Genomic DNA, 23,464 nt, shown 5'->3' on the forward strand with positions numbered 1-23,464 from the left:
ATTGTTCGTGTGTCGGCAGTCGCGGGTTGGGCGATGGCCTAGGGAATTGAGGTGGTCTCGCGCAAGGCGCTCGACCCGTCATCGACGACGATCACATCGAGTATGGCTGGGATGCGGTCCTGCATCGCTTCGACGTGGCTAATCACGCCGATGGTGCGGCCGCCATCACGAAGTCGGTCAAGTGTGCGCATCGCGATCTCTAGGGTGTCACGATCGAGTGAACCGAACCCCTCGTCAATGAACAGGGTGTCGAGCGAGATACCGCCGGCGTTCGCTGAGACGACGTCGGCGAGACCGAGGGCAAGCGCGAGCGACACCAAGAACGTCTCGCCGCCCGAAAGTGACTCGGGTTTGCGCGGTTCCCCCGTGTGCGCATCGAGCACGGCAAGCCCCAGGCCCGATTGCTTTTGGCGACCCTCAAGGTCGTCGTCAAGTTCAAGCGTGTAGCGGTTCGAGGTCATTTCGCCGAGCCGCGCATTCGCCGCGGCGATGACTTCTTCAAGGGATGCGGCGAGGACGAAGGCTTCCAGGTTCTGCTTTCGGGCGTTATGGCCGCGCAGCATGCCTGCGAGTTCTGCTGCGGCTTCTGTGCTCGGCGTGAGCCTCGTCACCTGCGTGAGTGCAGCGCGACCGATGTTCGCTTGCCGTTCGGCGTCCACAAGCGCCGTCGCCGCCGCACCCGAGGCCCGATGCGCTTCGGTCGAGCGCGCAAGTGCTCGTGCCAGTGCCTCGTTGAACGGCTCCAGGTCGATGGCGGCGTCGGGGAGCCCGGCGAGTTCGGCTTCGGCCAACACACCGCGAACCGCGGCGAGGGCAGCGAAATGGGCATCGCGCTGGTCGGCGAGCCTCGTGCGGGCGGCGTCGTCAAGGAGTGCCTCACGCACTTCGGACCGCTCGTTGAAGCGGGATGCGGCGAGCAGCTCCGCAAGTTCGGTTGAAGTGGTGGCAAGCTCGGATGCGGCGCGCTCGTGTGCGGCGCGGGCGTCACTCAGACGCTCGGCTGCCTCGACCAAGGCTTCAACGTTCGCAAGGCGGGCGGCAACCGACTTGTGCTCATCACGAAGGAGATCGTGCCGTGCACGGAGCGACTCGGCTGCGGTCATCGCCGATACCAGTGTCGACCGTGCGGCGTTGCGGGCTTCGGAAATGGTGCGGTGTGCGGCGGCGTCCTCGTCACCAGCGGCTTGCAGCTCACGCAGTTGACGTTCGAGTGTTGCGGCAAGTTCGTTGGCTTCACGTGCGGCCGTGGTCGTGGCGGCGGCTTGTGCGAGTGCCTCGTTCGCCTCGACCGAGGTGAGACCGCCCGATCGCGCCTCCAGCTCTGCGGTCGTACGCTCAGCCTCGCGCACGCGATCGTTGGCAGCACTCACCGCCTCGCTGGCGGCTGCCGACTCGGCGCGGGCGCTCGTGAGGTCGACTTCGGTAACTCGAGCATCCGTGCGCTGTTCGTGTGCCGGCATCGGATGCTCGAGCGAACCACAGACCGGACATGCCTCATCATGGCTGAGATTCTCGGCCAACTCGGCGGCAAAGCCTGCGAAGCGAGCGGCAACGATGGTCTGCTCGTGCTCGGCTGCCGACTTGTTGCGGCTTGTGGCTGCCACGAGTGCTCTCGCTGCTGCGTCCAGGGCGGCCCGGGCGGCTTCGAGTTCACTCGCCGCGCGCGCCCGTTGCTTGGCCGCATCCTCAGCCTCGACGTGAGATTCGAGGGCGGCGCCGCGCAGGCGCGCGGAGTCGAGTTGCTGTTGCAGCTGCTCCTGCTCGAGCGGCCGCGCACGCATGCGCTCGTCGAGCTTGCTGAGCTGTGCTTCGAGGCGAGTCACCTCGGCTTCAGCAGTACGCACGCCGCTCTCGGCGGTGACGATTTCGGCGTCAATCTTGCCCGCGGCCCGAAGCGTGCCGCGCAGGTCGCGCAGTTCGCTGATGCTCGACTCGTCGAGGTCGTCAGCGCTGTCGAGTAGCGGCTTTCTTGCGGCATCTCGTTCTCGCTCGAGGAGCCGGGTGAGGGTGCGCGTTGCGGTGTCTACCGTTTTGCGAGCTTCCTTTGCTCGACCTTCAGCACGTGCTTCAGCGACGAGCAGGGGTTGTAGTGGTGCCGCGGCGGTCGCGGCGTCGATCCGCACGGTGGTTGCCTTGAGAATTTGCTCGGTTTCGGCTTCGAGCTTGGTGAGTTGCTGTTGCGCGGTCTGTCGTCGTTGTTGACGCCCGAGCATGAGCTCGGCTTTGCTCAACTCTGCGCGGGCACGGTCGTGGGCGAGCTGGCGCGTCGTGGCCTCCGCGGCGCGTGACTCGGCGACGGCGGCAATGTGATCGCGGAGTGAGCTAAGGCGAGCGACGGTCGGTACCTTGCCGTCGTGTTCGGTGCTGACCGCCGCCGACTCGAGTTCACCTGCAAGCTCGGTGGTCGCCATCGAATCGTTGAGCCGATGCAACTCTGCGAGCGCATCGTTGAGCCGCTCCGACTCTGCCGTCAGCGTCGCCCGACGGCGATCGGCAATCGTCTTGGCCAGGTCACCGAGCCGCTGAAAATCATGCGTGCGGAAGAGCTTTCGCAAGAGATTCTGGCGCTGATCCGACGATGCCGTGAGGAAGCGCTGGAACTCGTTTTGCGCAAGCAGTACGACCTGCAGAAATTCGTCGGCAGTCAGCGGAAATATCGCGGCGAGCTGGTTCGCTATCTCACCCTTCTTTGTCGCCAATGCAACCCAGTCGTCGCCTTCTCGGCGAGCGAGGGATTGTTTGCCGAGGACATTGCGCATCCCTTCGCCATTGGCCTTCGGCACCTGGCGGTCGAGCGAGCGTTCAATGCGATAGAGCTCGCCCGCATGCTCGAACTCGAGCGCCACCTCGGTCGGCTCATCGGGCGCGCAAAAATTGCTCCGCACTGCCGGAGTTTCATTGCCGTAGCGCGGTGCCCGGCCGTAGAGCGCATACGCCACCGCATCGAGCACGCTCGACTTTCCTGCACCCGTGCGACCGCCGATGAGAAACAATCCGTCTTCGTCGAAGGCGCTGAAGTTGACGCGCTGCGCGGTGCGATACGGACCAAAGCCCGCGAGTTCGAGGGTGATCATTCTCATCGCGCTGCCTCCACTTCGTGCAATTCGGCCATGATTTCGCCGAGCGCCTCGCGTTCGATCGGCTGCAGGCCGCGGCCATCGCGCACATGCTCGAGAAAAGCATCCACACGCTGTTCTGGCGTGGTGGCTGCAGCGAGGCGGGCCTGATAGCTCGCCGTAGTGGTGGTCGCCCGCGGTGCGTACTCCACGTGCACTGCGTGCGGGAACCGTTCGCGCAAGCGGCGCATCGCATCAATTGGCCGTCCCGGATCGGTGAGTTTCGCGGCCACCCAGGCCGATACCGCATCCATGTAGTCGTCGCTCGTGAGCAGTGCCACGAGCTCGTCGCTGAGCACACGCAACTCGCGCGGAATTGGCAGTGCCAGCCACCGCGCCCCGGCAAACCCGGCCGCGTCGAGATCGACCAGCCACGCACCTCGGGGGGAGTTGGCTTCACCAAATGAGTAATGCAATGGTGCCCCCGAATAACGAATACGTTCAGATAGCTCGGCCCGACCATGAATGTGCCCGAGGGCGACATAATCGGCGTCACCAAAGTGTGAAATCGGCACCACATCGAGCCCGCCAGCAGTGAGGTCTCGCTCGAGGTCGTCGGCCATGGCAGCGGCAGGAACACCGGCGGCGAAGCAGTGTGCAACGATCACCGATCGGCCAGTGAATTCGGCATTCGCCGCTTCTGCCGCGCGCATTGCCCACGCGATTGCCTCGGCCTGACTGTGCACCTCAGCAGCGCCTTCGTGGCGCCGGATAAGTGCCGGTTCGAGATAGGGGATGCCGGTAAACCGCACCGTGCCGAACTCGTCATCAAGATCGACGAACGCCGCCGGCGTCGCAGCGTCGGCAAAGATGTGAATGCCCGCAAGCTTCGCCCAGCGCGATTGGAAGCGAAGGCGCGAAGCCGAGTCGTGGTTGCCGCTCGTCATCACGACCGCGGCACCGGCCTCATGGATGCGAGCTAAATAGTCGTCGAGGAAGTCGAACGCCTCGGCACTCGGCATCGTCGAGTCGAAGACATCGCCAGCAATGATGACGACGTCGACGGCGTGCTCGCGCACTGCCGTAACGAGTGCGTCAAGCGCGAGGCCGAGGTGGTCGAGCACGCGCTCGCCGTGAAAGGTGCGGCCGATGTGCCAATCAGAGGTGTGCAGGATGCGCATGAGCGCAGATTATCGGGAGCCTCCGACACGAGCGTGCTCGGTCGCCGCCAACACGACGTCATCGAGCTGCGTCGGCACGATTCGGCGCACCTGCACAATGAGGAACCAGACGAGCAGTACCGTCAACACGCCATCGGCGGCGATGTAGAAGTAGTGCACTGAGGAGCCGCCGTCGGAAGTGCCGGCGAGTACCGCATCCGTGTGCCCGGCAAGCAGGGGGCGCAATACGGCGAGCTTGAGCACCATGATTGCCGCGAGCCCAGCGAGCAAGAACCGCTCGCGTCGCTGCGCGGCCGACCGCCACAGTGCAATGGCAAGCACGACGAGCAGCACCGCCTCGACGATATTCATGGCCGTAAAGACGAGTCGGCCGATACCTAGCCCCAGCGGGATAGTGATGCCCGGTGCCTGAAACTTCAGCGGCGCCTCGATGAAATCGATGGCGATGATCAATCCGATCCAAACGGCTGGAACGATGAGGCGAAGTGCGAGGGCAAGGCGAGTGGACATGCTTTCAGGCTACTCCTCGCTGATATTTGGCGGCAGGCGAAGAAGCCGCCGAGCCGCACGAGCATCCCGATTGCGACGTCTTCGACTGCTACGAATAGCAACATGACTGACGACGCCAACGACACCGCGGCGGCTCCGCTGCCGATGCGTTGGCGCACGGTGCCAAATCTCGTGTCGCTGCTGCGGTTGGTGGTGTTCATCCCGCTCACGATCTGGCTCATCGCCCAGCCCGACCAGCAATTGCTCGCCACAGTTTCGCTCGTGCTCTTTGGCGCAACCGACTGGATCGACGGCTTTCTCGCGCGCCGACTCAACCAGGCAAGTCGAGTCGGTGAAGTGCTCGACCCCATTGCAGATCGCATTGGTGTCATCGCCATTGCCATTGCGCTCACGCTCACCGGCATCATGCCGGCCTACATCGTGCTCGTGATTGCGATCACCGACCTCGCCCTGGGCATCATCGGGCTCTTGCGCCTCGAGCGAGTGCGCGACGGTCATGTGCTCGGGATCGGCAAGGTGCGCACGGCGCTCATCATGGTCGGCATGCCGCTCATCCTGCTCTCGGCGGCGCCCGAAGTGGCGACCGAACCGATGCGCACCATCGCGCTCGTCGTGCTCGCGATCGGCACCGGCCTGCACCTACTCACGACCGTGCTCTACGGCTACCGCTATCTCGCGCCAAGGCACGCACCTGGGGTGGCACGCCTCGATCGCGGTTCGCACCTGTTCGCGAGCCGGAAGCGCCGATAACCCGAGCGTCGCTATTCGCGACCGGCGTCGGGTTCGGTGACGAAGTCGATGAGCTCTTCGACACGCCCAATCATCGCGGGTTCAAGATCGTTCCAATTTCGCACCTGTCCAAGGATGCGTTGCCAGGCGTTGGCAATATCGGCCTGGTCGTCGTTGGGCCAGCCGAGGGCGGCGCAAATACCGTGTTTCCAGGACTGGCCGCGTGGAATTTCCGGCCACTGCCGCATCCCGAGGCGCTCAGGGCGCACCGCTTGCCAGACGTCGACATAGGGGTGGCCGGTGATGCGGACAGCGTCGGTGCCGAAAGCCTGCATGGTGCCTTCGGCAATGCGCGATTCCTTCGAACCACGCACCAGGTGGTCGAGGAGTACACCGGCGCGACGGGTGCCGGTCGGTTCGAATTCGGCGAGCGCCTCGTCGAGTCGATCGGCGCCCTCGAGGTAGACCACCGCGACGCCTTCAACGCGCAAATCGTGACCCCAAACTTTCTCGACGAGTTCGGCATCGTGGCGGCCCTCGACGAAGATGCGACCGGCCCGCGCGACGCGAGCCGGAGCATCCTTGACGAGAAAGGAACCCGAGGCACTGCGCACCGGGCCCTTCGGCTTCGCGGTACGGAACACGAGGGTCACCGCGCCATTGTCGTCAAGGAACGTGCCCTGGCGCGGGAAGGCGCGTCGCCCACCATCGGCATCTTGGAGCGTGATGGTGTCGCGGTCGGCGGCAACGAGCTGGCCATAAAAAGAGGTGACGGCATCTTCGAGCCACATGCCGCGGGATGCGGTTACCTGTCGGGGCGCGCGCGGTCGGCGGTCGGCGCGCATGCGGGCAATGGGGTCGCTGTCGTAGCGGTCATCGTGGGTCACGCCGCGAGTGTAGTCATGACCGTGGATGCATGGCGTTCGGCAGGTGCGTCTCAGCCAATTGCGCAACAATGCCGAGTGTGACGGCCAGACCCCTTGCGGTAGGCTGGTGCATCTTGATCAAGCAGGAGGAAGACATGGCGCAGAACGACGGTCCAGGCGCGGTTGATGGCGCCCCAGAGGCGGACCAGTCGTCGACGATGTCGTTCACCGGTGATTTCAGTGCCCAGTTGGCGGCGCTCATTGCCGGGGGAGTGTCGAAGGAAGAGATGGACTCGATTAGCGCGTTGCCCTCGGGTTCGGCGCTGCTCATCGTGCGTCGTGGCAACAACGTTGGTGCCCGCTACCTGCTCGACACCGATCTGCAGATCGCCGGTCGTCACCCGAACGCCGAGATCTTCCTTGACGATGTCACCGTCTCGCGCCGCCACGCGGAGTTCACCCGTTCGGGTCGGAACTTCCAGGTGCGCGACCTCGGCTCACTCAACGGCTCCTACTACAACGGTGAGCGCATCAACCAGGTCGCGCTCTCGAACGGTGGCGAAGTGCAGATCGGGAAATACCGCCTGACCTTTTATGCCTCACCGCTCGATGTGGGTTCTGCTGCCACGGTGGAGCAGTAACCGGCATGGTTGCCTCTCACACTGCCCGTAAGACAGGGGCGGTGCCGAAGCTTTCGATCGGCCAGGTGCTTCAGCGCCTCGGTAGCGATTTTCCGGAGCTCGCGCCGTCGAAACTGCGCTTCCTCGAAGAACAGGGGTTGCTGCATCCGGCGCGCACGCCTTCTGGCTACCGCAAGTTTTCTGATGCCGATGTCGAGCGCATCCGTACGATTCTTGAACTCCAGCGCGACCACTACTTCCCGCTGAAGAAGATCGGCGAGTACCTCGACGCCATTGATCGCGGTGAACGCCCGGAGCGTCCCGGTGCTGCCGCCGTGGTGGTTTCGGTTGCACCGAGTGCGGCGCCGAGCATGTTGCCGAACGGTGTCGACCTCAGCCGTGATGAGTTGATTCGTCGCGCTGGTGCCACGAAAGAGTTGCTTGAGCAGGCGCATGTTGCGGGGCTCTTGCCGCGCGCGAAGCGCTATGTCGAAGACGATTTGGTGTTGCTCACCTCGCTCGTTGAACTCGAACGTCGAGGCATCGGCCCGCGACACCTGCGGCCCTTCCGCACCGCCGCGCAGCACGAGCTCGGCCTCATCGAGCAGGCGACGGCGGCTGGTTCGCGACGCGGAGATGCCGCGGCTCGGGCGCGTGCCGAAGCGCAGGGTCGCGAGATTGCTGATCAGCTTGAGCGGGTGCGTCGTGCGCTGGTGCGGCAGGGGATGCGCGAGCGCTCCTCGTAGTTCGCACGGGTCCCGGGCGTCGCGAATAACGTTCCGGTCTCAGGTTGAAGTTGAGCTTGAATGTTTCGGCGCGTCGCGCGGCGCGAAGCACGGTACGTGGCACGATCACATCGTTGTGATTTCGATCTCGAAGTCCGACGAAGCCTCGCCTAGACTTGGGCTTGGCCGATTACGGCAGTTCCCGACGCGCCGTCCGCGCGCCTCGATTATTTCGGGGCCGGTGGCGGTTAGCGTGATCGAGAGCGACCGCGATTCGCGAAGAAAGGTGACGACATGAGCGCAGGAGACGGCGCGACCGGGCAGGCGAACAGCCAAGAACCCCGCGCAGAGCTGCTGTTCACGGATGGTCTGCCCGACCTCGACCCCAATGTTGGGTACCGAGGCGCAGTAGCCGCCCGTGTTGCTGGGATCACCTATCGCCAGCTCGACTACTGGGCTCGCACCGAGCTCGTCGAGCCCTCGATTCAGAATGCCGCAGGTTCTGGCTCGCAGCGTCTCTACTCATTCCGCGATGTGCTCGTACTCAAGCTTGTGAAGCGCCTGCTTGAAACCGGCATTTCGCTCCAGCAGATCCGCGTCGCCGTGGAGCAACTGCACCACGCCGGCATCACCGATCTTGCCCAGACGACGCTGATGTCGGATGGGGCGAGCGTCTACCTCTGCACCTCGAACGATGAGGTCATTGACCTCGTGCAGCGCGGCCAGGGCGTCTTCGGCATCTTTGTTGGCCAGGTACTCCGCGAAGTTGAAGACAATCTTGTCGACTTCGACACCAATGAGGTCGACCCCCGCGACGAGCTTGCCGCCCGCCGCAAGCACCGTGCCAGCTAGCTTCAACTCAATATATCGGGCGAAATCGCTCGTCTGACCTGCCGCCGCCTGTGAGGAATACCTCGCGGGCGGTGTGCTTTTTGTGTCCAAATATTGCACAACTGACTTTCGTCGGTACTTCTCATATCGCTCGCCGTCTACGCTGGACGCGAACGTAGTTCGACGCCAAAGGGGGCAGGTGTGTTCAAGAAAATCCTTGTTGCCAATCGTGGGGAAATTGCAATCCGGGGTTTTCGCGCCGCGGTCGAACTCGGAGCCCGCACCGTCGCGGTGTATCCATTCGAAGACCGCAACTCGCTCCACCGTTTGAAGGCCGACGAGGCCTACGAGATTGGCAGTGAGGGGTCGCCCGTTCAGGCGTACCTCAACATCAACGAGATCATCCGCGTGGCGCTGGAGTCCGGCGCCGATGCGATCTACCCGGGGTACGGCTTCCTCGCAGAGAACGCCGAACTTGCTCGCGCCTGTGCTGAAAATGGCATCAAGTTCATCGGTCCGAGCGCTGAGGTGCTCGAGAACGCCGGCAATAAGGTGCACGCCAAGGAACAGGCCATTCGTGCCGGTGTTCCGGTGCTGCGTTCATCCGAGCCATCAACTGATCTTGACTACCTCATTAGCGCCGCCGACGAGATTGGTTACCCCGTCTTTGCCAAGGCAGTCGCAGGCGGTGGCGGGCGCGGGATGCGCCGGGTCGAGACCCGCGAAGACCTGCGCGCCGCGCTCGAATCGGCCATGAAGGAAGCCAAGAGCGCCTTCGGTGACGACACCATGTTCATCGAGCAGTGCGTGCTGCGTCCGCGCCACGTCGAGGTGCAGATCCTCGCCGATGAGACCGGCGACACGGTGCACCTCTACGAGCGCGATTGCTCGGTGCAGCGTCGTCACCAGAAGGTCATCGAAATCGCCCCGGCACCGAACCTCGACGATTCGATTCGCGAGGCACTTCACCGCGATGCCATTGCCTTCGCGAAGTCGATCAACTACGCCAACGCCGGCACCGTCGAGTTTCTCGTTGACACCGCCGGCGAGCGGGCCGGCGAGCACGTGTTCATCGAAATGAACCCCCGCATCCAGGTGGAACACACGATCACCGAAGAGATCACCGATATCGACCTCGTGCAATCGCAGATGCGCGTTGCCGCGGGGGAGACGCTCGCCGGGATGGGCCTCGCCCAAGACGAGATCTCGATCCGCGGGTTTGCACTGCAGTGCCGCATCACCACCGAAGACCCCTCGCAGAACTTCCGACCCGACTCGGGCACAATCACCGCGTACCGCTCTGCCGGTGGCGCCGGCATCCGCATCGACGGTGGCACGATTTCGACGGGTGCTGAAGTGCTGCCCTACTTCGACTCGCTGCTCCTCAAGCTCATTGCCTATGGCCGTGACTTCCCGGGTGCCGTGCTGCGCGCCCGCCGAGCGCTCGCCGAATTCCGGGTGCGCGGTATCGCCACGAACATCCCATTCCTGCAGGCAGTGCTCGACGACGAGGCATTCCTCAGCGGCGACCTGTCGACCGGATTCATTGAAGAGCGGCCCGAGCTCTTGCGTTACCGCAAGCCCGGCGACCGTGGCACGAAGATCCTCAACTGGCTTGCCGATGTCACCGTGAACCGACCGCATGGCGAGCGCCCCAAGGTGGCCGAGCCGCGCACGAAGTTGCCACCGCTGCCGCAGGGCACACCGCCTGCGGGCCTGCGCGACAAGCTGCTCGAACTCGGCCCTGCCGATTGGGCGAAGCGTTTGCGTGAGCAGGATCGCTTGCTCGTCACCGACACGACCTTCCGCGATGCGCACCAATCACTGCTTGCCACTCGCGTGCGCTCGCGCGATCTGCTCATCGCTGCGCCCTACCTCTCGCACCTCACGCCGGAGCTCCTCTCGGTGGAGGCGTGGGGCGGTGCGACCTATGACGTGGCGCTGCGCTTCCTCGGCGAAGACCCGTGGGAGCGTCTCGAGCGACTGCGCGCGGCGATGCCGAATATCCCTGTGCAGATGTTGCTACGCGGTCGCAACACGGTCGGCTACACGCCGTACCCGACCAAGGTGACCGAATCATTCATCGACGAGGCCGTCCGCACTGGCGTCGACATCTTCCGCATCTTCGACGCCCTCAATGACGTCAACCAGATGCGCCCCGCCATCGACGCGGTGCTCGCTTCGAATAGTGCAGTCGCCGAGGTCGCCATGTGCTACACGAGCAACCTCCTCGACCCCGAGGAAAAGCTCTACAACCTCGACTACTACCTGCGCCTGGCCGAGCAGATGGTCGAGGCCGGTGCACATATCCTTGCGATCAAGGACATGGCGGGCCTGCTACGCCCGGGCGCCGCGAAGACCCTCGTGACCGCCCTACGCGAGCGCTTCGATCTGCCCGTGCACCTCCACACCCACGACACCGCCGGTGGCCAACTCGCGACGCTCCTTGCGGCCGCTGAAGCGGGTGTGGATGCGGTTGACGTCGCGTCGGCACCGATGGCCGGCACGACGAGCCAGCCGGCCATGTCGGCGCTCGTGGCAGCCCTCGAGAACACGCCGCGCGACACTCTGATCAACCTCGATTCGGTCACCGATCTCGAGCCCTATTGGGAGTCGGTGCGTCACATCTACCGTCCGTTCGAGTCGGGGCTTCCAGGTCCGACCGGTCGCGTCTACCGCCACGAGATCCCGGGCGGTCAGCTCTCGAACCTGCGCCAGCAGGCCATCGCCCTCGGCCTCGCCGATGACTTCGAGCGCATTGAAGATATGTACGCGGCGGCCGACCGCATCCTCGGTCGCATTCCGAAGGTGACGCCCTCGTCGAAGGTCGTCGGCGACCTGGCGCTCCACCTCGTCGCGGTGGGTGCCGACCCGGCTGACTTCGAGGCGAACCCCGAGCGCTTCGATGTGCCCGACTCAGTGATTGGCTTCCTTGCGGGCGAACTCGGCGAACTCCCGGGCGGCTGGCCCGAGCCCTTCCGTTCGAAGGCGCTCGCCGGCAAATCGCCGAACATTGAGGTGAAGGCGCTTACCGCCGAGCAGGAACAGGCGCTTGACGGTGAAGCGGCAACGCGACGAACGATGCTCAACCGCCTCCTCTTCCCGCAGCCGACGGCGATCTTCGACGACATTCGCGAGCTCTTCGGTGACCTCTCGAACGTCGATACCCTCGATTACCTCTACGGCCTCGAACCGGGTGAAGAGCATGTGGTGCGACTCAAGCGCGGCATCGATCTCTTCGTGCAGATGGAGGCCATTGGTCCCGCCGATGATGAGGGGATGCGCACGGTGCTGGCCAACCTCAACGGTCAGCTGCGTCCGGTGCTCGTGCGCGATCGCTCGGTGCGGGTCGAAACCGTCGAGCGTGAGCAGGCCGACCCGAAGAACCCGAACCACGTTTCAGCGCCCTTCTCGGGCACCGTGACCGTGCGGGTAGCCGAGGGCGACCGAGTCGAGCAGGGTGCCCAGGTCGCGACGATCGAGGCGATGAAGATGGAGGCCGCGATCACCGCACCGCTGGCAGGTACCATCGAGCGCGTGGTGCTCGCCGCACCACAAGAGGTCGATCACGGCGATCTGCTCGTTGTGATCCGACCCGACGAGACGAGCGGGCTCGTCGGCGCCGAGTAGCCGCCGTCGGCCCGGACCGCGCGGATGCGCGGAGGAAGTGAAGGGCCGATGACTGCCGAAACGCCGCAAGCGCAGGTCGAAGAGTTCGACCTCATCATCATCGGCGCGGGATCGGGTAACTCGATCCCGTCGCCGATGCTCGCGGACCGTCGAATCGCCATCGTCGACGACGGTGAGCGATTCGGCGGCACCTGCCTCAACGTTGGTTGCATCCCCACCAAGATGTTTGTGCGCCCGGCCGACCTCGCCCGCGAACTGCGCACGGGGGAGCACCTCGGCCTGCGCAATGCCCACGTTGACCTCGACTGGGCTGCAGTGCGCGACCGGGTGTTCGGCCGCATCGATCCGATCTCCTCGGGCGGCGAGCAATATCGCGCCACGGGCGAGCCGAACATCAGCCTCGTGCGCGAGCAGGTGAAGTTCGTTGCCGAGCACGAACTCATCACCGCGTCGGGACGCCGCCTGCGCGCGAACAACATCGTCATTGCCGGCGGTTCGCGCCCGCGCGAATTGCCCGCGCTGCCCTTCGGCGAGCGCGTCATCACCAATGCCGAGGCGCTGCGCCTGGAGTCATTGCCTGATCGAATGGTCGTCATCGGCGGCGGCGCGGTCGCCTGCGAGTTTGCGGCGGTCTTCGATGCGTTTGGCGTGGCCGTCGAGCAGCTCGTGCGCTCGACGCCACTGCGTGGCGTCGACGAGGAGCTGAGCGAGGCATACGCCGCGGCAGCTGGTTGGCCGATGCGCCTTGGCGTCACGGTTGAGTCGGCTACTGAGACCGAGTCGGGACTGCGCCTGGAACTCAGCGACGGCACCGAACTCGAGACTGATCTCGTGCTCGCGGCCGCTGGTCGCATCCCGAACACCGACACCCTCGACACTTACGCGGGCGGCTTCGACCACCATGCCGACGGACGCCTCGTGGTCGACGTCTATCAGCGTGTGCTGCGCGGTGGCGTTCCCGCCGACGGCATTTGGGCGCTTGGCGACATCAGCTCTGAGCATCAGCTCAAGCATGTGGCGAACCAGGATGCTCGCATCGTCGCCGCGAACCTCGTCGCCTCGGCCGCGGGGGAGCCGCTCGAGGCAAACACGCTCGGCCCCGTGCCGATGGCGGTGTTCACCTCGCCCGAGGTGGCGTCGTTCGGCGACTCACTCGCTGACGCCGAGTCGAAGGGCTACGATGCGTTCGCAGTGCGCCACAACTACGGCTGGACCGCCTGGGGCTGGGCCCTCGACGACGACACGAGCTTCTGCAAGATCGTGGTCGAACGTGGCTCGGGCGCACTCCTCGGCGCGCAGATCATTGGCCCGGATGCGGCGATCCTGGTGCAGACGCTCGTGCAGGCCGCGAGTTTTGGGCAAACGGTGCGCGGCCTTGCCCGCGGACAGTACTGGCCGCATCCGGCCGCCACCGAGATTGTCGAGAACGCACTGCTCAAGGCCGAAGAGATTCTTGACCAGGATGAGGCGATGGCGGAGGCAGGCGAGTGACCGTTCGCGAAATTCGGAACTACGGCGACCCTGTGCTGCGCACACCTGCTGATCCGATCACGAAGATCGACGACCAGGTGCGCGCGCTCGTGCGCGATCTGCTCGAGACCACCGATATGGAAGGCCGCGCCGGAGTGGCCGCGCCGCAGATCGGTGTGGGATTGCAGGCGTTCAGCTGGAACATCGACGGCGGGCTCGGCTATGTGCTCAACCCAGTGATCGATGAACTCTGGGGCGAGCCCGAAGAAATCGGTGAGGGCTGCCTCTCGGTGCCGGGGCTGTGGTTCCCGACCAAGCGCTACCCGAATGCGCGCGTGCGGGGCATTGACCTCGATGGCAATGAGGTCGTTGTCGAAGGGGAGGGGCTGATGGCACAGATGCTCCAGCACGAGTGCGATCACCTGCGCGGCACGGTGTACGTTGACACGCTCGCGAAGGAGCATCGCCGCGAGGCGATGCGCCAGATTCGCGCGTCGGACTGGTTCTAGGGAAAACGAGTGCTGAGGCCCTCGAAGCACGTGCTTCGAGGGCCTCAGCACTCGATGTTGCGACTTGTGCCTACTCGACCAGCCAGACGTTCTGGGTGATCGAGTAGGCCGAAGGCCGTATCGAGATCCTTGCCTCGGTTACTGGTCTTTCTCGACCGGGCCGCCGTAAATCTCGTCGATCTCCGCCGAGTAGCGGTCGAGCACGACATGGCGCTTGATCGAGAGCTTCGGGGTCAATGTGCCGTCGGCGATCGTGAACACGTGGTCAAGCACCTTGAACTTACGAATCGACTCGGCGCGCGACACGCGCGCGTTCGCGCGATCAACGACACCCTGCAGGTGCGCGAGCACCGCCTCGTTCGTCGAAGCCTCTTCGACCGACATGTTCGCATCGAGGCCGTGCAATTCGAGCCACTTGGGCAGCATCTCGGCGTCGAGCGTGAGAATCGCGGCGACGAAGGGGCGCTGGTCGCCGACGACAACCGCTTCACCGACGATGACATCAGCACGCAGCGGGTCCTCGAGCATTGCCGGGGCGACGTTCTTGCCGCCCGCGGTGACAATGATGTCCTTCTTGCGGCCGGTGATACGGAGGTAGCCGTCGGCGTCGAGTTCGCCGACATCGCCGGTGTGGAACCAGCCGTCCTCGGTGAACGCCTCAGCGGTAGCCTCGGGGTTCTGCCAGTACTCGCGGAAGACGTTGACACCGCGAGTCAAAATCTCGCCATCTTCACCGAGCTTAACGGCGCAACCCGGCAGCGGCGGGCCAACGGTGCCGATCTTGAACGCACCCGGCAGGTTCACCGACACCGGGGCGGTCGTCTCGGTAAGGCCGTAGCCTTCGAGCACCTGCACGCCGAGGGCCTTGTAGAAGTGGCCGAGGAATAGGCCCAGCGGCGCCGAACCCGACACCGCGTGCTCGACATTGCCGCCGAGCGTTTCGCGCAACTTCGAGAAGACGAGCTTGTCGAAGATCTTGTACTGCAGCTTGAGACCAAACGGCACCTTGCCCGCATCCACTGCCTTCGAGTAGGCGACGCCAGTGGCGACCGCCTTCTTGAAAATCTTGCCCTTGCCACCGGCAGCGGCCTTCTGGCCCGCCGAGTTGTAGACCTTCTCAAAGACACGAGGAACCGCGAGCAAGAAGGTGGGCTTGAACGAGCCGAGCGAGGGCACGAGCTGGGTGGTGTCGGGCTGGTGGCCGACGCGCACACCCGACGACACGGCGAGCACCGAGATGAAGCGGGCGAACACGTGCGCGAGCGTGACGAAGAGCAGGGTCGAGGCGCCGGGCTTTTCGAGCAGCGGTGAGAGCGGGCCCTCAACGTTGCGGCAGAGTTCGACGAAGTTTGCGTGCGTGAGCACGACACCCTTGGGCCGACCGGTCGAGCCCGAAGTGTAGATGAGCGTGGCGATGTCGTCTGCGTTTGCGGTGGTGCGCGCGGTCTCGAGCGCTTCATCACTCACGGATGCTCCGCTCGAGCGGAGCTCATCGAGCGCACCATCGTGCATGGTCCAGCGCCACTGCAGCTGCGGAGCCTCGTCGCCGAGGTCACGGTACTTTGCGGTGTGGTCTTCCGATTGGGTGAGCAGGCCCTTCGCACCCGAGTCTTCGAGCATCCACTTGAGTTGCTCTGACGAGCTGGTTTCGTACACCGGCACCATGACGGCACCCGCCGTCCACAGCGCGAAGTCGACCAGCGACCACTCGTAGCAGGTCTGGCCAATGAAGGCGATGCGGTCACCGGGCTGAACCCCGGCGGCAATGAAGCCCTTGGCAATGCGGTCGACATCGGCCGAGAACTCGGCGGCACTGATATCGCGCCAGCCATCGCCCTCAGGCACTGAGAACAGCGCATCCGCGCCGCTCAAGCGCACTCGCCGACGCAAGAGGTCGGTGGTGTTCAGGCTCGGGTCGGCTTCGACAACCGCGGGCGTGGTGATTTCAGTTCGAACGCTGCCCTGGCGGGGCAACACGGGGGAGTCGGTCATGATGGCTCGGCTTCCGGTTGATGGGCGTTGATGACGGCACGGACTCGACCAGAAACGGCCGCAGCACCATTGCCGCGTCTGCGCCCATGCTAGTCACTCATGCATGCGCATCGGATGCAGACCCGTCGGTACGCAATGAACTCGAGACCATTCGCGCCGGGCTGACTGTCGGAAACAAACAGTGTCGCTGCCTAGGGATAGGATGTGAGTCGCCCAACTCGGAGGTAGGGATTCCGCATGATGTACTCACTGCTTAAGAACACCGTTGTGGGTCCTGCGGTGCGTCGTTTGTTCCGTCCCGAAGTCATCGGAGCCGAGAACATTCCCGCCAAGGGCCCGGTGATCTTTGCGTCAAACCACCTTTCGGTGATCGATTCGATCATCATGCCGGTGGTCGTCAAGCGTCAGGTGTTTTTTCTCGCCAAGGCCGAGTATTTCCAGGGCAAGAGTTTTAAGGGCCGGCTCACGAGCTGGTTTATGAAGTCGGTCGGTCAATTGTCGATCGATCGCTCCGGCGGTGCGGCCTCACAGGCCTCGCTCGACACCGGTGTTGAGGTGCTCGACACCGGCCGCTGGCTCTGTATTTATCCCGAGGGCACCCGCAGTCCCGACGCCCGTCTCTATCGCGGCCGTACCGGTATCGCGCGGATGCTCTTGCAGGCCAAAGAATCGGTGCCGGTAATTCCGGTGGTCATGATCGACACCGAAAAGGTTATGCCGATTGGTGCCAGTCGGCCCAAGCCCGGCCGCACCGGTGTCGTCTTCGGCAAGCCAATTGACTTTTCTCGATATCGCACTATGCACGCCGACCGCTTCGTCCTCCGGGCAATGACCGACGAGATTATGAGCGAAATTGCCGCGCTGAGTGACCAGGAGTATGCCGATGTGTACGCCTCAACTCTGCGCAAGAAATTGGATGCGGCAAAGAACTAACGAGTTCTCACCGCACGCGACTACGCCAACTCAAGAAGAAGACATACAGCACATCATGATGACCAATCCGCAAGACCAATTGCTCGCTGCTGCCGCCGGCCTTGACGCCTGGCGCGACCTGCCGATCAAGCAGCAGCCCACGTGGCCCGATCAATTGCGCGCCCGCGAAATCGCCGCCGAGATTACGAAGCGCCCGCCGCTTGTGTTCGCCGGCGAGGTTGACCGACTCCGCGACCGCCTCGGCCAGGCGGCAGCCGGTAACGCGTTCGTGCTCCAGGGCGGCGACTGCGCCGAGACCTTCTCGGCAGCGACCGCCGACAAGATCCGTGCGCGGGTGTCGACCATCCTGCAGATGTCGCTCGTGCTCACTTACGGTGCATCGATGCCGGTGGTGAAGATGGGCCGAATGGCCGGCCAGTTCGCCAAGCCCCGTTCGAATGACACCGAGACGCGTGAGGGTGTGACACTGCCCGCGTACCGCGGTGACATCGTCAATGGCTTCGACTTCACCGAAGCCTCGCGCCTGCCGAACCCTGAGCGCATGCTCGAGGGCTACCACGTCTCGGCGTCGACGCTGAACCTCATCCGCGCCTTCACGACCGGGGGCTTCGCCGACATGCGCGAGGTGCACTCCTGGAACCAGGGCTTCGCGAAGAACCCGGCGAACTCGCGCTACGACGCGATGGCGCGCGATATCGACCGCGCCCTCAAGTTCATGGCTGCGACCGGCGCCGACTTCGAAGCAATGCGCGAGGTCGAGTTCTACATCGGCCATGAGGGCCTGCTTCTCGAGTACGAGCGCGCGCTCACGCGCATTGATTCGCGCACCGGCACGCCGTACGACACTTCGGCGCACTTCATTTGGATCGGCGAGCGCACCCGCGAGCTCGAGGGCGCTCACGTCGACTTCCTTTCTCGCGTGCGCAACCCCATCGGTGTCAAGCTCGGTCCGACGACCGACAGCGACACGGTGCTGCGCCTGCTCGACAAGCTCGACCCCGAGCGCGAGCCCGGCCGCCTCACCTTTATTACGCGCATGGGTGCCGGCAAGATTCGTGACCTGCTCCCGAACCTGCTCGAGACGGTCAAGGCCGAAGGCTCGACTCCGCTGTGGGTGACCGACCCGATGCACGGAAATGGCTTCACCACCGAGCGCGGCTTCAAGACCCGCTCGTTTGACGATGTCGTGGATGAGGTCAAGGGCTTCTTCGAGTCGCACCAGGCGGCGGGTACCCACCCGGGCGGCATCCACGTGGAACTCACCGGCGACGATGTCACCGAGTGCCTCGGCGGTTCGGAACAGATCGACGAGGCGGCGCTCGAGACGAACTACGAGTCGCTCTGCGACCCGCGTCTCAACCACATGCAGTCGCTCGAACTCGCGTTCCTTGTGGCGGAACTGCTGCAGGACTTCCCGCTGCCGGAGTTCCCGAACAACGACGCCTGGTAGGCGGCAACCGTAGCTGTCAGCAAATTGGCCCGATCTGGAGAGATCTCCAGATCGGGCCAATTTGCTGATTCGACGACCAGCTAGCCGCTACACCGTCACCGTGACAATGACCCGCACGCTCGCACCGCGATCGATCTTCTCGCCGGCCGCCGGTTCAGTGCGTAGCACCAGCGCAATGTCTTGGAGGTAGCTCGGCACTTCGTGCGTCACGGTGAAGCCCGCCGACTCTAGCGTGGCGATTGCTTCCTTCAGTGGCTTCCCGACGACGTTCGGCACCTCGACGAGGTCGGGTCCGAGCGAAGTGACGAGGTGAATCTCGTCACCCTGCACGACGGGGTCGGTCGTGGTTGATTGCGAGAGCACCGCTCCCGCGGGCGTCGTCTTTGAGTAGGCAGAGTCGACCACGACACCGGTGAGTCCGGCGTTCGCGAGCGTGGCCACCGCATCGCCTTCGCTCATGCCCTCGACGTCGGGCACCGGTCCGAGGGACACGACGAGGCGGATGTGTTCCTGCTCAGCAAGTTCTTGGGGGAGTGACTCACCGCTCGACGTGGTGCCGTAGAGCACCGTGCCAGCCGGCTCGCCGCTGAATTGGCTGCGGTCGGTTTCGGGGTCGTAGTTGAACCCGGCCTGCGTAATGGCTTCGATCGCGGCATCCCGATCGAGCCCGGCCACGGCGGGCACGGTGAGGATGCGTGGACCGGTCGAAACCACGAGGTCAATGGCCGAATCGGGTGCGAGCGGCATGCCCCCATCCGGGTCGCTACGGATGACGACGCCCGACGGTACCTCGAGCGAATTCTCACCGATCACCTCGCCCACGGTGAACCCGGCCGCGGTGATGGTCGACTCGGCCTCGGCTTGGGCGAGCCCGGCGAGCTGCGGGCTCGGGTCATACGATCCTGGGCCAACGCCCTGCCACCAACCGATACCGGTGGCAATGGCAACGAGCATGGCGACGACGATGGCCGCGACGAAACCTGAGCGGCGCTTCTGCCGATTGATGCGTTCGAGTCGATTTGCCGTCGGCGGCAGGCCGCTTACGGCCACCGGCGCGAATCCGGCAGGCTTCGGGACGAGCACATCTGGATGCGCTGGAACGCTCGCCTGCGTCGCCGCCGCCTGCAATTCGACGAAGTCGCTTGCTTGGGTCGGCAACTCCCACGAAACCGGCTCATCATCGGCCACAGCGAGCAGACGCGTTGACGGATCGGGGGCGACCGGCAATGAGGCCGAGTTCGGTGGCACGCGGGTGCCGCCGCCAGCGGCGATATCGCGCTCGGCCTGGCGCAGCGCGGCAAGCATGCCGCCGGCATCGGCGGGTCGATCTTCGGGATCACGCTCGGTCGACCAAATCACCAGATCGTCGAGTTCTTGTGGCACATCGGCCTGCAACTCACTCGGCGGCGGCACATTGTCGTTCGCGTGCCGGTAGGCGATATTCACCGGTTCATCGCCGCGATAGGGCTGCTCGCCGGCGAGCATTTCGAACATCATGATGCCGGCCGAGTAGATATCGCTGCGCACATCGGCCGTGCCCTTGGTCACGAGCTCCGGCGCGAGATAGGCGATGGTGCCGAGTAGCACCGATCCTGAAGCCGTGTTCGACGTCGCGGCACGAGCGAGGCCGAAGTCAGAAAGCTTGATGCGCCCGTCGTCGGCGAGCAACACATTTTCGGGTTTGATATCGCGATGCACGATGCCCTGGCGGTGCGCGACCTGCAGACCCGCGAGCACCGCATCCATGATGTCAATCGTCTGCTCGACGGTAAGCCGGTGGTGATCGTGGAGGAGATCACGCAGGGTGATACCCGGTACATACTCCATGACCATGTAGGCGAGGCCGTTGTCCTCACCCTGGTCATAGACATTGACGAGATTAGGATGCGCGAGCTTCGCCGCCGCGCGCGCCTCACGAATAAAACGAGCGCGGAACGCTTCGTCGGCAGCCAGGTGATCGTGCATGATCTTGACGGCGACTCGGCGCTCCAAGCGCAAGTCGGTAGCCACGTACACCGTGGCCATGCCGCCGCGAGCGATCAGCGAACGCACCTGGTATCGACCGTCGATGAGACGGCCGATGATGGTGTCGGGATTCGCTGATGCCACGCTCCGCAGGGTAATGCGGCAAGTGGTCAATCCGGTGGTGAAACTCCGGCGGTCACGACCACCCACAGGATCTGCGACCATGGAGGGGTGACAACGGTGTATTCAACTCGTGAATGGTTCACGCTGCCGGAAGCGGCAGCCCTCCTCGGCGTCTCGTCGGGTCGTCTCGCGCGCCTGATCGAAGACAAGTACCTGCTCGACGTGCGTGTCGACGGTGAGCGGCGCATCCCGCAGGACTTTTTCAAGGACGACGAGCCGTTGCCGGGCCTGCGCGGCACGCTGACTCTGCTCGCCGACCACGGCGTCGTCGACGATGAGGCCATGGAGTGGCTGCTGTCGAACGACGAGATGCTCGGTGAGGCGCCGGTGGATGCACTGCGCAAGGGCCACAAGTCGACCGTGCGCAAGTCGGTGCAGCTCCTCGCGATCTAGGCGTCGCGGCGCGCCGAGAGCTCGGCGAGGGCGATGAGCAGTTCCCGCACTTCGGGTTCGAGCGGGGTTGCCTCGAGCACGGCGAGGCACTCATCAAGCCATGCCTGGATGCGTGCCTCGACCTCGTCGAGCGCGCCGGTGGCACGAATGAGTTCCTGCATCCTGGCGATTTCGTCGTTCGTGAGATCGGGTTGGCCGAGTCGAGCGTCGAAGAAGGCGCGCGTTTCAGCATCGCCGAGGCGCTCGACTTCCGCGACGATGAGCGTGCGCTTACCTTCGCGAAGGTCATCGCCGGCGGGCTTGCCGGTGACCGCCGAGTCGCCGAAGACGCCGAGCACATCGTCGCGCAGCTGAAAGGCGAGGCCGAGGGGGAGTCCGAATGAACGGATGGTCGCGATGAGTTCGTCATCCGCCCCGGCGAGGAGCGCGCCGAGCACGAGCGGTGCTTCAACCGAGTAGCGCGCCGACTTCGAGGTGGCGATGGCGATGGCGCGATCGGCCCACTCGGTGATGGGAATGACCGACCAGGCAAGCTCTTCGACGATGTCGAGGAACTGACCCGCGGTGACTTCGGTGCGCATCCTGGTGTACTCAGCGCGAGCGCGAGCGGCGGAGGACTCGTCAATAGCGACGGTGGCGTTAATGAAGAGGTCGTCGCTCCACATAAGCAGGAGGTCGCCGGCGAGAATCGCAGCGGACAGGCCGAAGTGCTCACGATCGCCCACCCAGCCAGAATCAGCGTGGAGTTGTTCGAAGACTCGATGCGTGGCGGGAAGGCCGCGGCGGGTGTCGGAGCGGTCAAGCAGATCATCATGCACGAGTGCGGCGGCGTGAAACAGTTCGAGGGCGGCTGCCGCGTCGACCACCGCAGTCGCGAGTGCGTCATCAGTGTTCGCGTCGGTGGTGCCGATGGCCTGGGCAGCACCGGCAGCGAGGAATCGGGCGCGCGAGCGCTTCCCTCCACTAGTGAACGCGTCGAGCTGATCGACCACCGGGGCAAGCTCGATGCCGAGCTGCTCGAGCATGGCGCGTCGCTCGGTGAGCAACGCGGAAATGCGTTCGTTGACAGCGTTAACGAGAGGAAGACTTTCAGGCACGGCCCTACTTTACGCAGGCTGACCCGCTTAGACTGTTGTGTCACACACCGAGGGGCGGGATGCACCCGCGAAGCGAGGGAAACCATGGGACTGTCTGAGCAGGAGCAGCGGTTGCTCGATGAGATGGAGCGGAGTCTCTATCAACACGAGGCCGACATCGTGTCGACCACGCCATCAGGCAACACGGTTATCTCAGCGCGCTCAATCACGATCGCGGTGCTTGCGGTTGCGGTTGGGCTCGCCATCATTGTCGTCGGCATGGCGACGTCAATTCCACTCATTGGTCTGGCCGGCTTCGTCGCCATGATTGGCGGCATCGCCTGGGCGTTGCGCAGTGGTCGCCAGGGCGACGAAGTTACTGCCGACGAGCAGCCGGTGGCCGCAGGTCCCCGCCCGACGAGCCCGCCGAAGTCGAAGCCCTCGAGCGGAGGTTCGTTCATGGATCGCATGGAAGACCGATGGGAGCGTCGTCAAGACGGCGACCACTAGTCGCTGGGAGATAGGGAGCTGAGGCTCGGTTCACGACCACCTCCACTTCACTCCCCACCACCCGCCAAACTCACGAACGGGTCGATCGCCAGATCGGCCCGTTCGCTATTTTCCGCCCCACTTGCCTGCCGACTCGGCCGCAAGGTGGGGCGATTTGTGGTTTCTTCCTCCACCTCGCTCCACCTCGCAAGTTCGGCCTAAAACCGAGGAAGTTCCCAGGAAAAACTCGCGGAAATTCGTTCCCGATGGGTTGCCGGTGGATGGATGTGGAGTAAAGTGGGGCCAAATGGTGACGGGTGGTTTGAGAGGGGGCGCCGCATGTTCCTCGGCACATACGCGCCCAAGCTCGACGAGAAAGGGCGGCTGATCATGCCAGCGAAGTTCCGTGACGAACTCGCCGACGGCATCGTGCTCACCCGTGGCCAAGACCGTTGCCTCTATGTCTTCTCGACCAGTGAGTTCGAGGGCTTCCACGAGCGCATCCGCCAGGCGCCCGTAACGAGCAAGCAGGCGCGCGACTACTTGCGCCTCTTGCTCTCGGGCGCTCACGCCGAAACCCCCGACAAGCAGGGCCGCGTCACCATCCCGGCCCAGCTGCGTCAATACGCCGGGCTCGACCGCGAACTCGCAGTGATCGGTGCCGGCACCCGCGCCGAGATCTGGGACGCCGAGGCCTGGCAGCAGTACGTCGCCGCCAACGAGGCGAGCTTCTCCGAGACGGCAGAGGAGGTGATCCCGGGCCTGTTCTGATCCTGTTCTGCGATCTCGCGCTGTTCGTCGCTCTGAGGCACCTTCCCCGGCAGCAGAACGAACGCCCCGGCTCACCTTCCCCGGT

Annotated in this window: 19 protein-coding genes; 12 read left to right on the forward strand and 7 right to left on the reverse strand. The window is 64.4% G+C overall.

Annotated features, from left to right (window positions below; genetic code table 11):
- Positions 1–38 precede the first annotated feature (38 nt).
- Genes EG850_RS09085 through EG850_RS09095 form a run of 3 tightly spaced genes read right to left on the reverse strand, consistent with a single transcriptional unit; the run spans position 39 to position 4,747 of the window.
- On the reverse strand, positions 39–3,080 hold the full coding sequence (locus EG850_RS09085) for an AAA family ATPase (protein WP_124972724.1): 3,042 nt from the start codon (positions 3,078–3,080) through the stop codon (positions 39–41).
- Positions 3,077–4,237, reverse strand: a complete 1,161-nt coding sequence (locus EG850_RS09090) for an exonuclease SbcCD subunit D (RefSeq protein WP_124972726.1) — start codon at positions 4,235–4,237, stop codon at positions 3,077–3,079. Before EG850_RS09090 ends, EG850_RS09085 begins: the two co-directional genes overlap by 4 nt.
- A gap of 9 nt (positions 4,238–4,246) precedes the next feature.
- Positions 4,247–4,747 (reverse strand): hypothetical protein, encoded by a 501-nt coding sequence (locus EG850_RS09095; RefSeq protein ID WP_124972728.1) that lies wholly within the window; start codon positions 4,745–4,747, stop codon positions 4,247–4,249.
- A 102-nt stretch (positions 4,748–4,849) separates the two neighbouring features.
- Between EG850_RS09095 and EG850_RS09100 the strand changes: the two genes are divergently transcribed.
- A complete protein-coding gene (locus EG850_RS09100; RefSeq protein ID WP_124972730.1) occupies positions 4,850–5,497 on the forward strand; it encodes a CDP-alcohol phosphatidyltransferase family protein in 648 nt (215 codons plus the stop codon).
- A gap of 11 nt (positions 5,498–5,508) precedes the next feature.
- On the opposite strand, the gene EG850_RS09105 is transcribed toward EG850_RS09100, so the two are convergent.
- On the reverse strand, positions 5,509–6,321 hold the full coding sequence (locus EG850_RS09105) for a DUF3097 family protein (protein WP_124972864.1): 813 nt from the start codon (positions 6,319–6,321) through the stop codon (positions 5,509–5,511).
- Positions 6,322–6,497: 176 nt separating this feature from the next.
- On the opposite strand from EG850_RS09105, the gene EG850_RS09110 reads away from it, so the two are divergent.
- From EG850_RS09110 to EG850_RS09135, 6 genes are all read left to right on the forward strand, one after another.
- Positions 6,498–6,983, forward strand: a complete 486-nt coding sequence (locus tag EG850_RS09110) for an FHA domain-containing protein (protein WP_124972732.1) — start codon at positions 6,498–6,500, stop codon at positions 6,981–6,983.
- Between the two features lie 41 nt (positions 6,984–7,024).
- Positions 7,025–7,708, forward strand: coding sequence for a transcriptional regulator FtsR (gene ftsR / locus EG850_RS09115; RefSeq protein ID WP_328588383.1), 684 nt, complete (start codon positions 7,025–7,027; stop codon positions 7,706–7,708).
- Between the two features lie 273 nt (positions 7,709–7,981).
- Positions 7,982–8,539 (forward strand): MerR family transcriptional regulator, encoded by a 558-nt coding sequence (locus EG850_RS09120; protein WP_124972736.1) that lies wholly within the window; start codon positions 7,982–7,984, stop codon positions 8,537–8,539.
- A gap of 180 nt (positions 8,540–8,719) precedes the next feature.
- Positions 8,720–12,148 (forward strand): pyruvate carboxylase, encoded by a 3,429-nt coding sequence (locus EG850_RS09125; protein ID WP_124972738.1) that lies wholly within the window; start codon positions 8,720–8,722, stop codon positions 12,146–12,148.
- Positions 12,149–12,196: 48 nt separating this feature from the next.
- A complete protein-coding gene (locus EG850_RS09130; protein WP_124972740.1) occupies positions 12,197–13,639 on the forward strand; it encodes a mycothione reductase in 1,443 nt (480 codons plus the stop codon).
- Positions 13,636–14,127 (forward strand): peptide deformylase, encoded by a 492-nt coding sequence (locus EG850_RS09135; protein WP_124972742.1) that lies wholly within the window; start codon positions 13,636–13,638, stop codon positions 14,125–14,127. The genes EG850_RS09130 and EG850_RS09135 overlap by 4 nt, the downstream gene beginning before the upstream one ends.
- Before the next feature lie 138 nt (positions 14,128–14,265).
- Here EG850_RS09135 and EG850_RS09140 read toward each other — a convergent pair whose 3' ends face one another.
- Positions 14,266–16,119: an AMP-dependent synthetase/ligase gene (locus EG850_RS09140; protein ID WP_124972744.1), complete on the reverse strand. Its 1,854-nt coding sequence runs from the start codon at positions 16,117–16,119 to the stop codon at positions 14,266–14,268.
- Between the two features lie 237 nt (positions 16,120–16,356).
- Here EG850_RS09140 and EG850_RS09145 point away from each other — a divergent pair, with 237 nt between their 5' ends.
- Together EG850_RS09145 and EG850_RS09150 are read left to right on the forward strand one after the other, a co-directional pair.
- The gene (locus EG850_RS09145; RefSeq protein WP_124972745.1) at positions 16,357–17,052 is read left to right on the forward strand and encodes a lysophospholipid acyltransferase family protein; all 696 of its coding nucleotides are present in this window, start codon (positions 16,357–16,359) and stop codon (positions 17,050–17,052) included.
- A 58-nt stretch (positions 17,053–17,110) separates the two neighbouring features.
- Complete coding sequence (locus EG850_RS09150; protein WP_124972747.1) at positions 17,111–18,502, forward strand: class II 3-deoxy-7-phosphoheptulonate synthase; 1,392 nt, start codon at positions 17,111–17,113, stop codon at positions 18,500–18,502.
- Positions 18,503–18,589: 87 nt separating this feature from the next.
- Here EG850_RS09150 and pknB read toward each other — a convergent pair whose 3' ends face one another.
- Positions 18,590–20,611, reverse strand: coding sequence for a Stk1 family PASTA domain-containing Ser/Thr kinase (gene pknB / locus EG850_RS09155; protein ID WP_235829270.1), 2,022 nt, complete (start codon positions 20,609–20,611; stop codon positions 18,590–18,592).
- A 96-nt stretch (positions 20,612–20,707) separates the two neighbouring features.
- Here pknB and EG850_RS09160 point away from each other — a divergent pair, with 96 nt between their 5' ends.
- Positions 20,708–21,043 (forward strand): Rv2175c family DNA-binding protein, encoded by a 336-nt coding sequence (locus tag EG850_RS09160; protein ID WP_235829271.1) that lies wholly within the window; start codon positions 20,708–20,710, stop codon positions 21,041–21,043.
- Here EG850_RS09160 and EG850_RS09165 read toward each other — a convergent pair.
- Positions 21,040–22,140: a polyprenyl synthetase family protein gene (locus EG850_RS09165; RefSeq protein WP_124972753.1), complete on the reverse strand. Its 1,101-nt coding sequence runs from the start codon at positions 22,138–22,140 to the stop codon at positions 21,040–21,042. The two genes, EG850_RS09160 and EG850_RS09165, sit on opposite strands and share 4 nt — an antisense overlap.
- Before the next feature lie 84 nt (positions 22,141–22,224).
- Between EG850_RS09165 and EG850_RS09170 the strand changes: the two genes are divergently transcribed.
- Positions 22,225–22,629, forward strand: coding sequence for a DUF3040 domain-containing protein (locus EG850_RS09170; RefSeq protein ID WP_124972755.1), 405 nt, complete (start codon positions 22,225–22,227; stop codon positions 22,627–22,629).
- A 318-nt stretch (positions 22,630–22,947) separates the two neighbouring features.
- Positions 22,948–23,379 carry a division/cell wall cluster transcriptional repressor MraZ gene (gene mraZ, locus EG850_RS09175; protein ID WP_124972757.1) on the forward strand — a complete coding sequence of 144 codons (432 nt, stop codon included), beginning with the start codon at positions 22,948–22,950 and terminating at the stop codon, positions 23,377–23,379.
- Positions 23,380–23,464: the final 85 nt, after the last annotated feature.

Source organism: Gulosibacter macacae, from assembly GCF_003865375.1.
GTDB lineage: Bacteria > Actinomycetota > Actinomycetes > Actinomycetales > Microbacteriaceae > Gulosibacter > Gulosibacter macacae.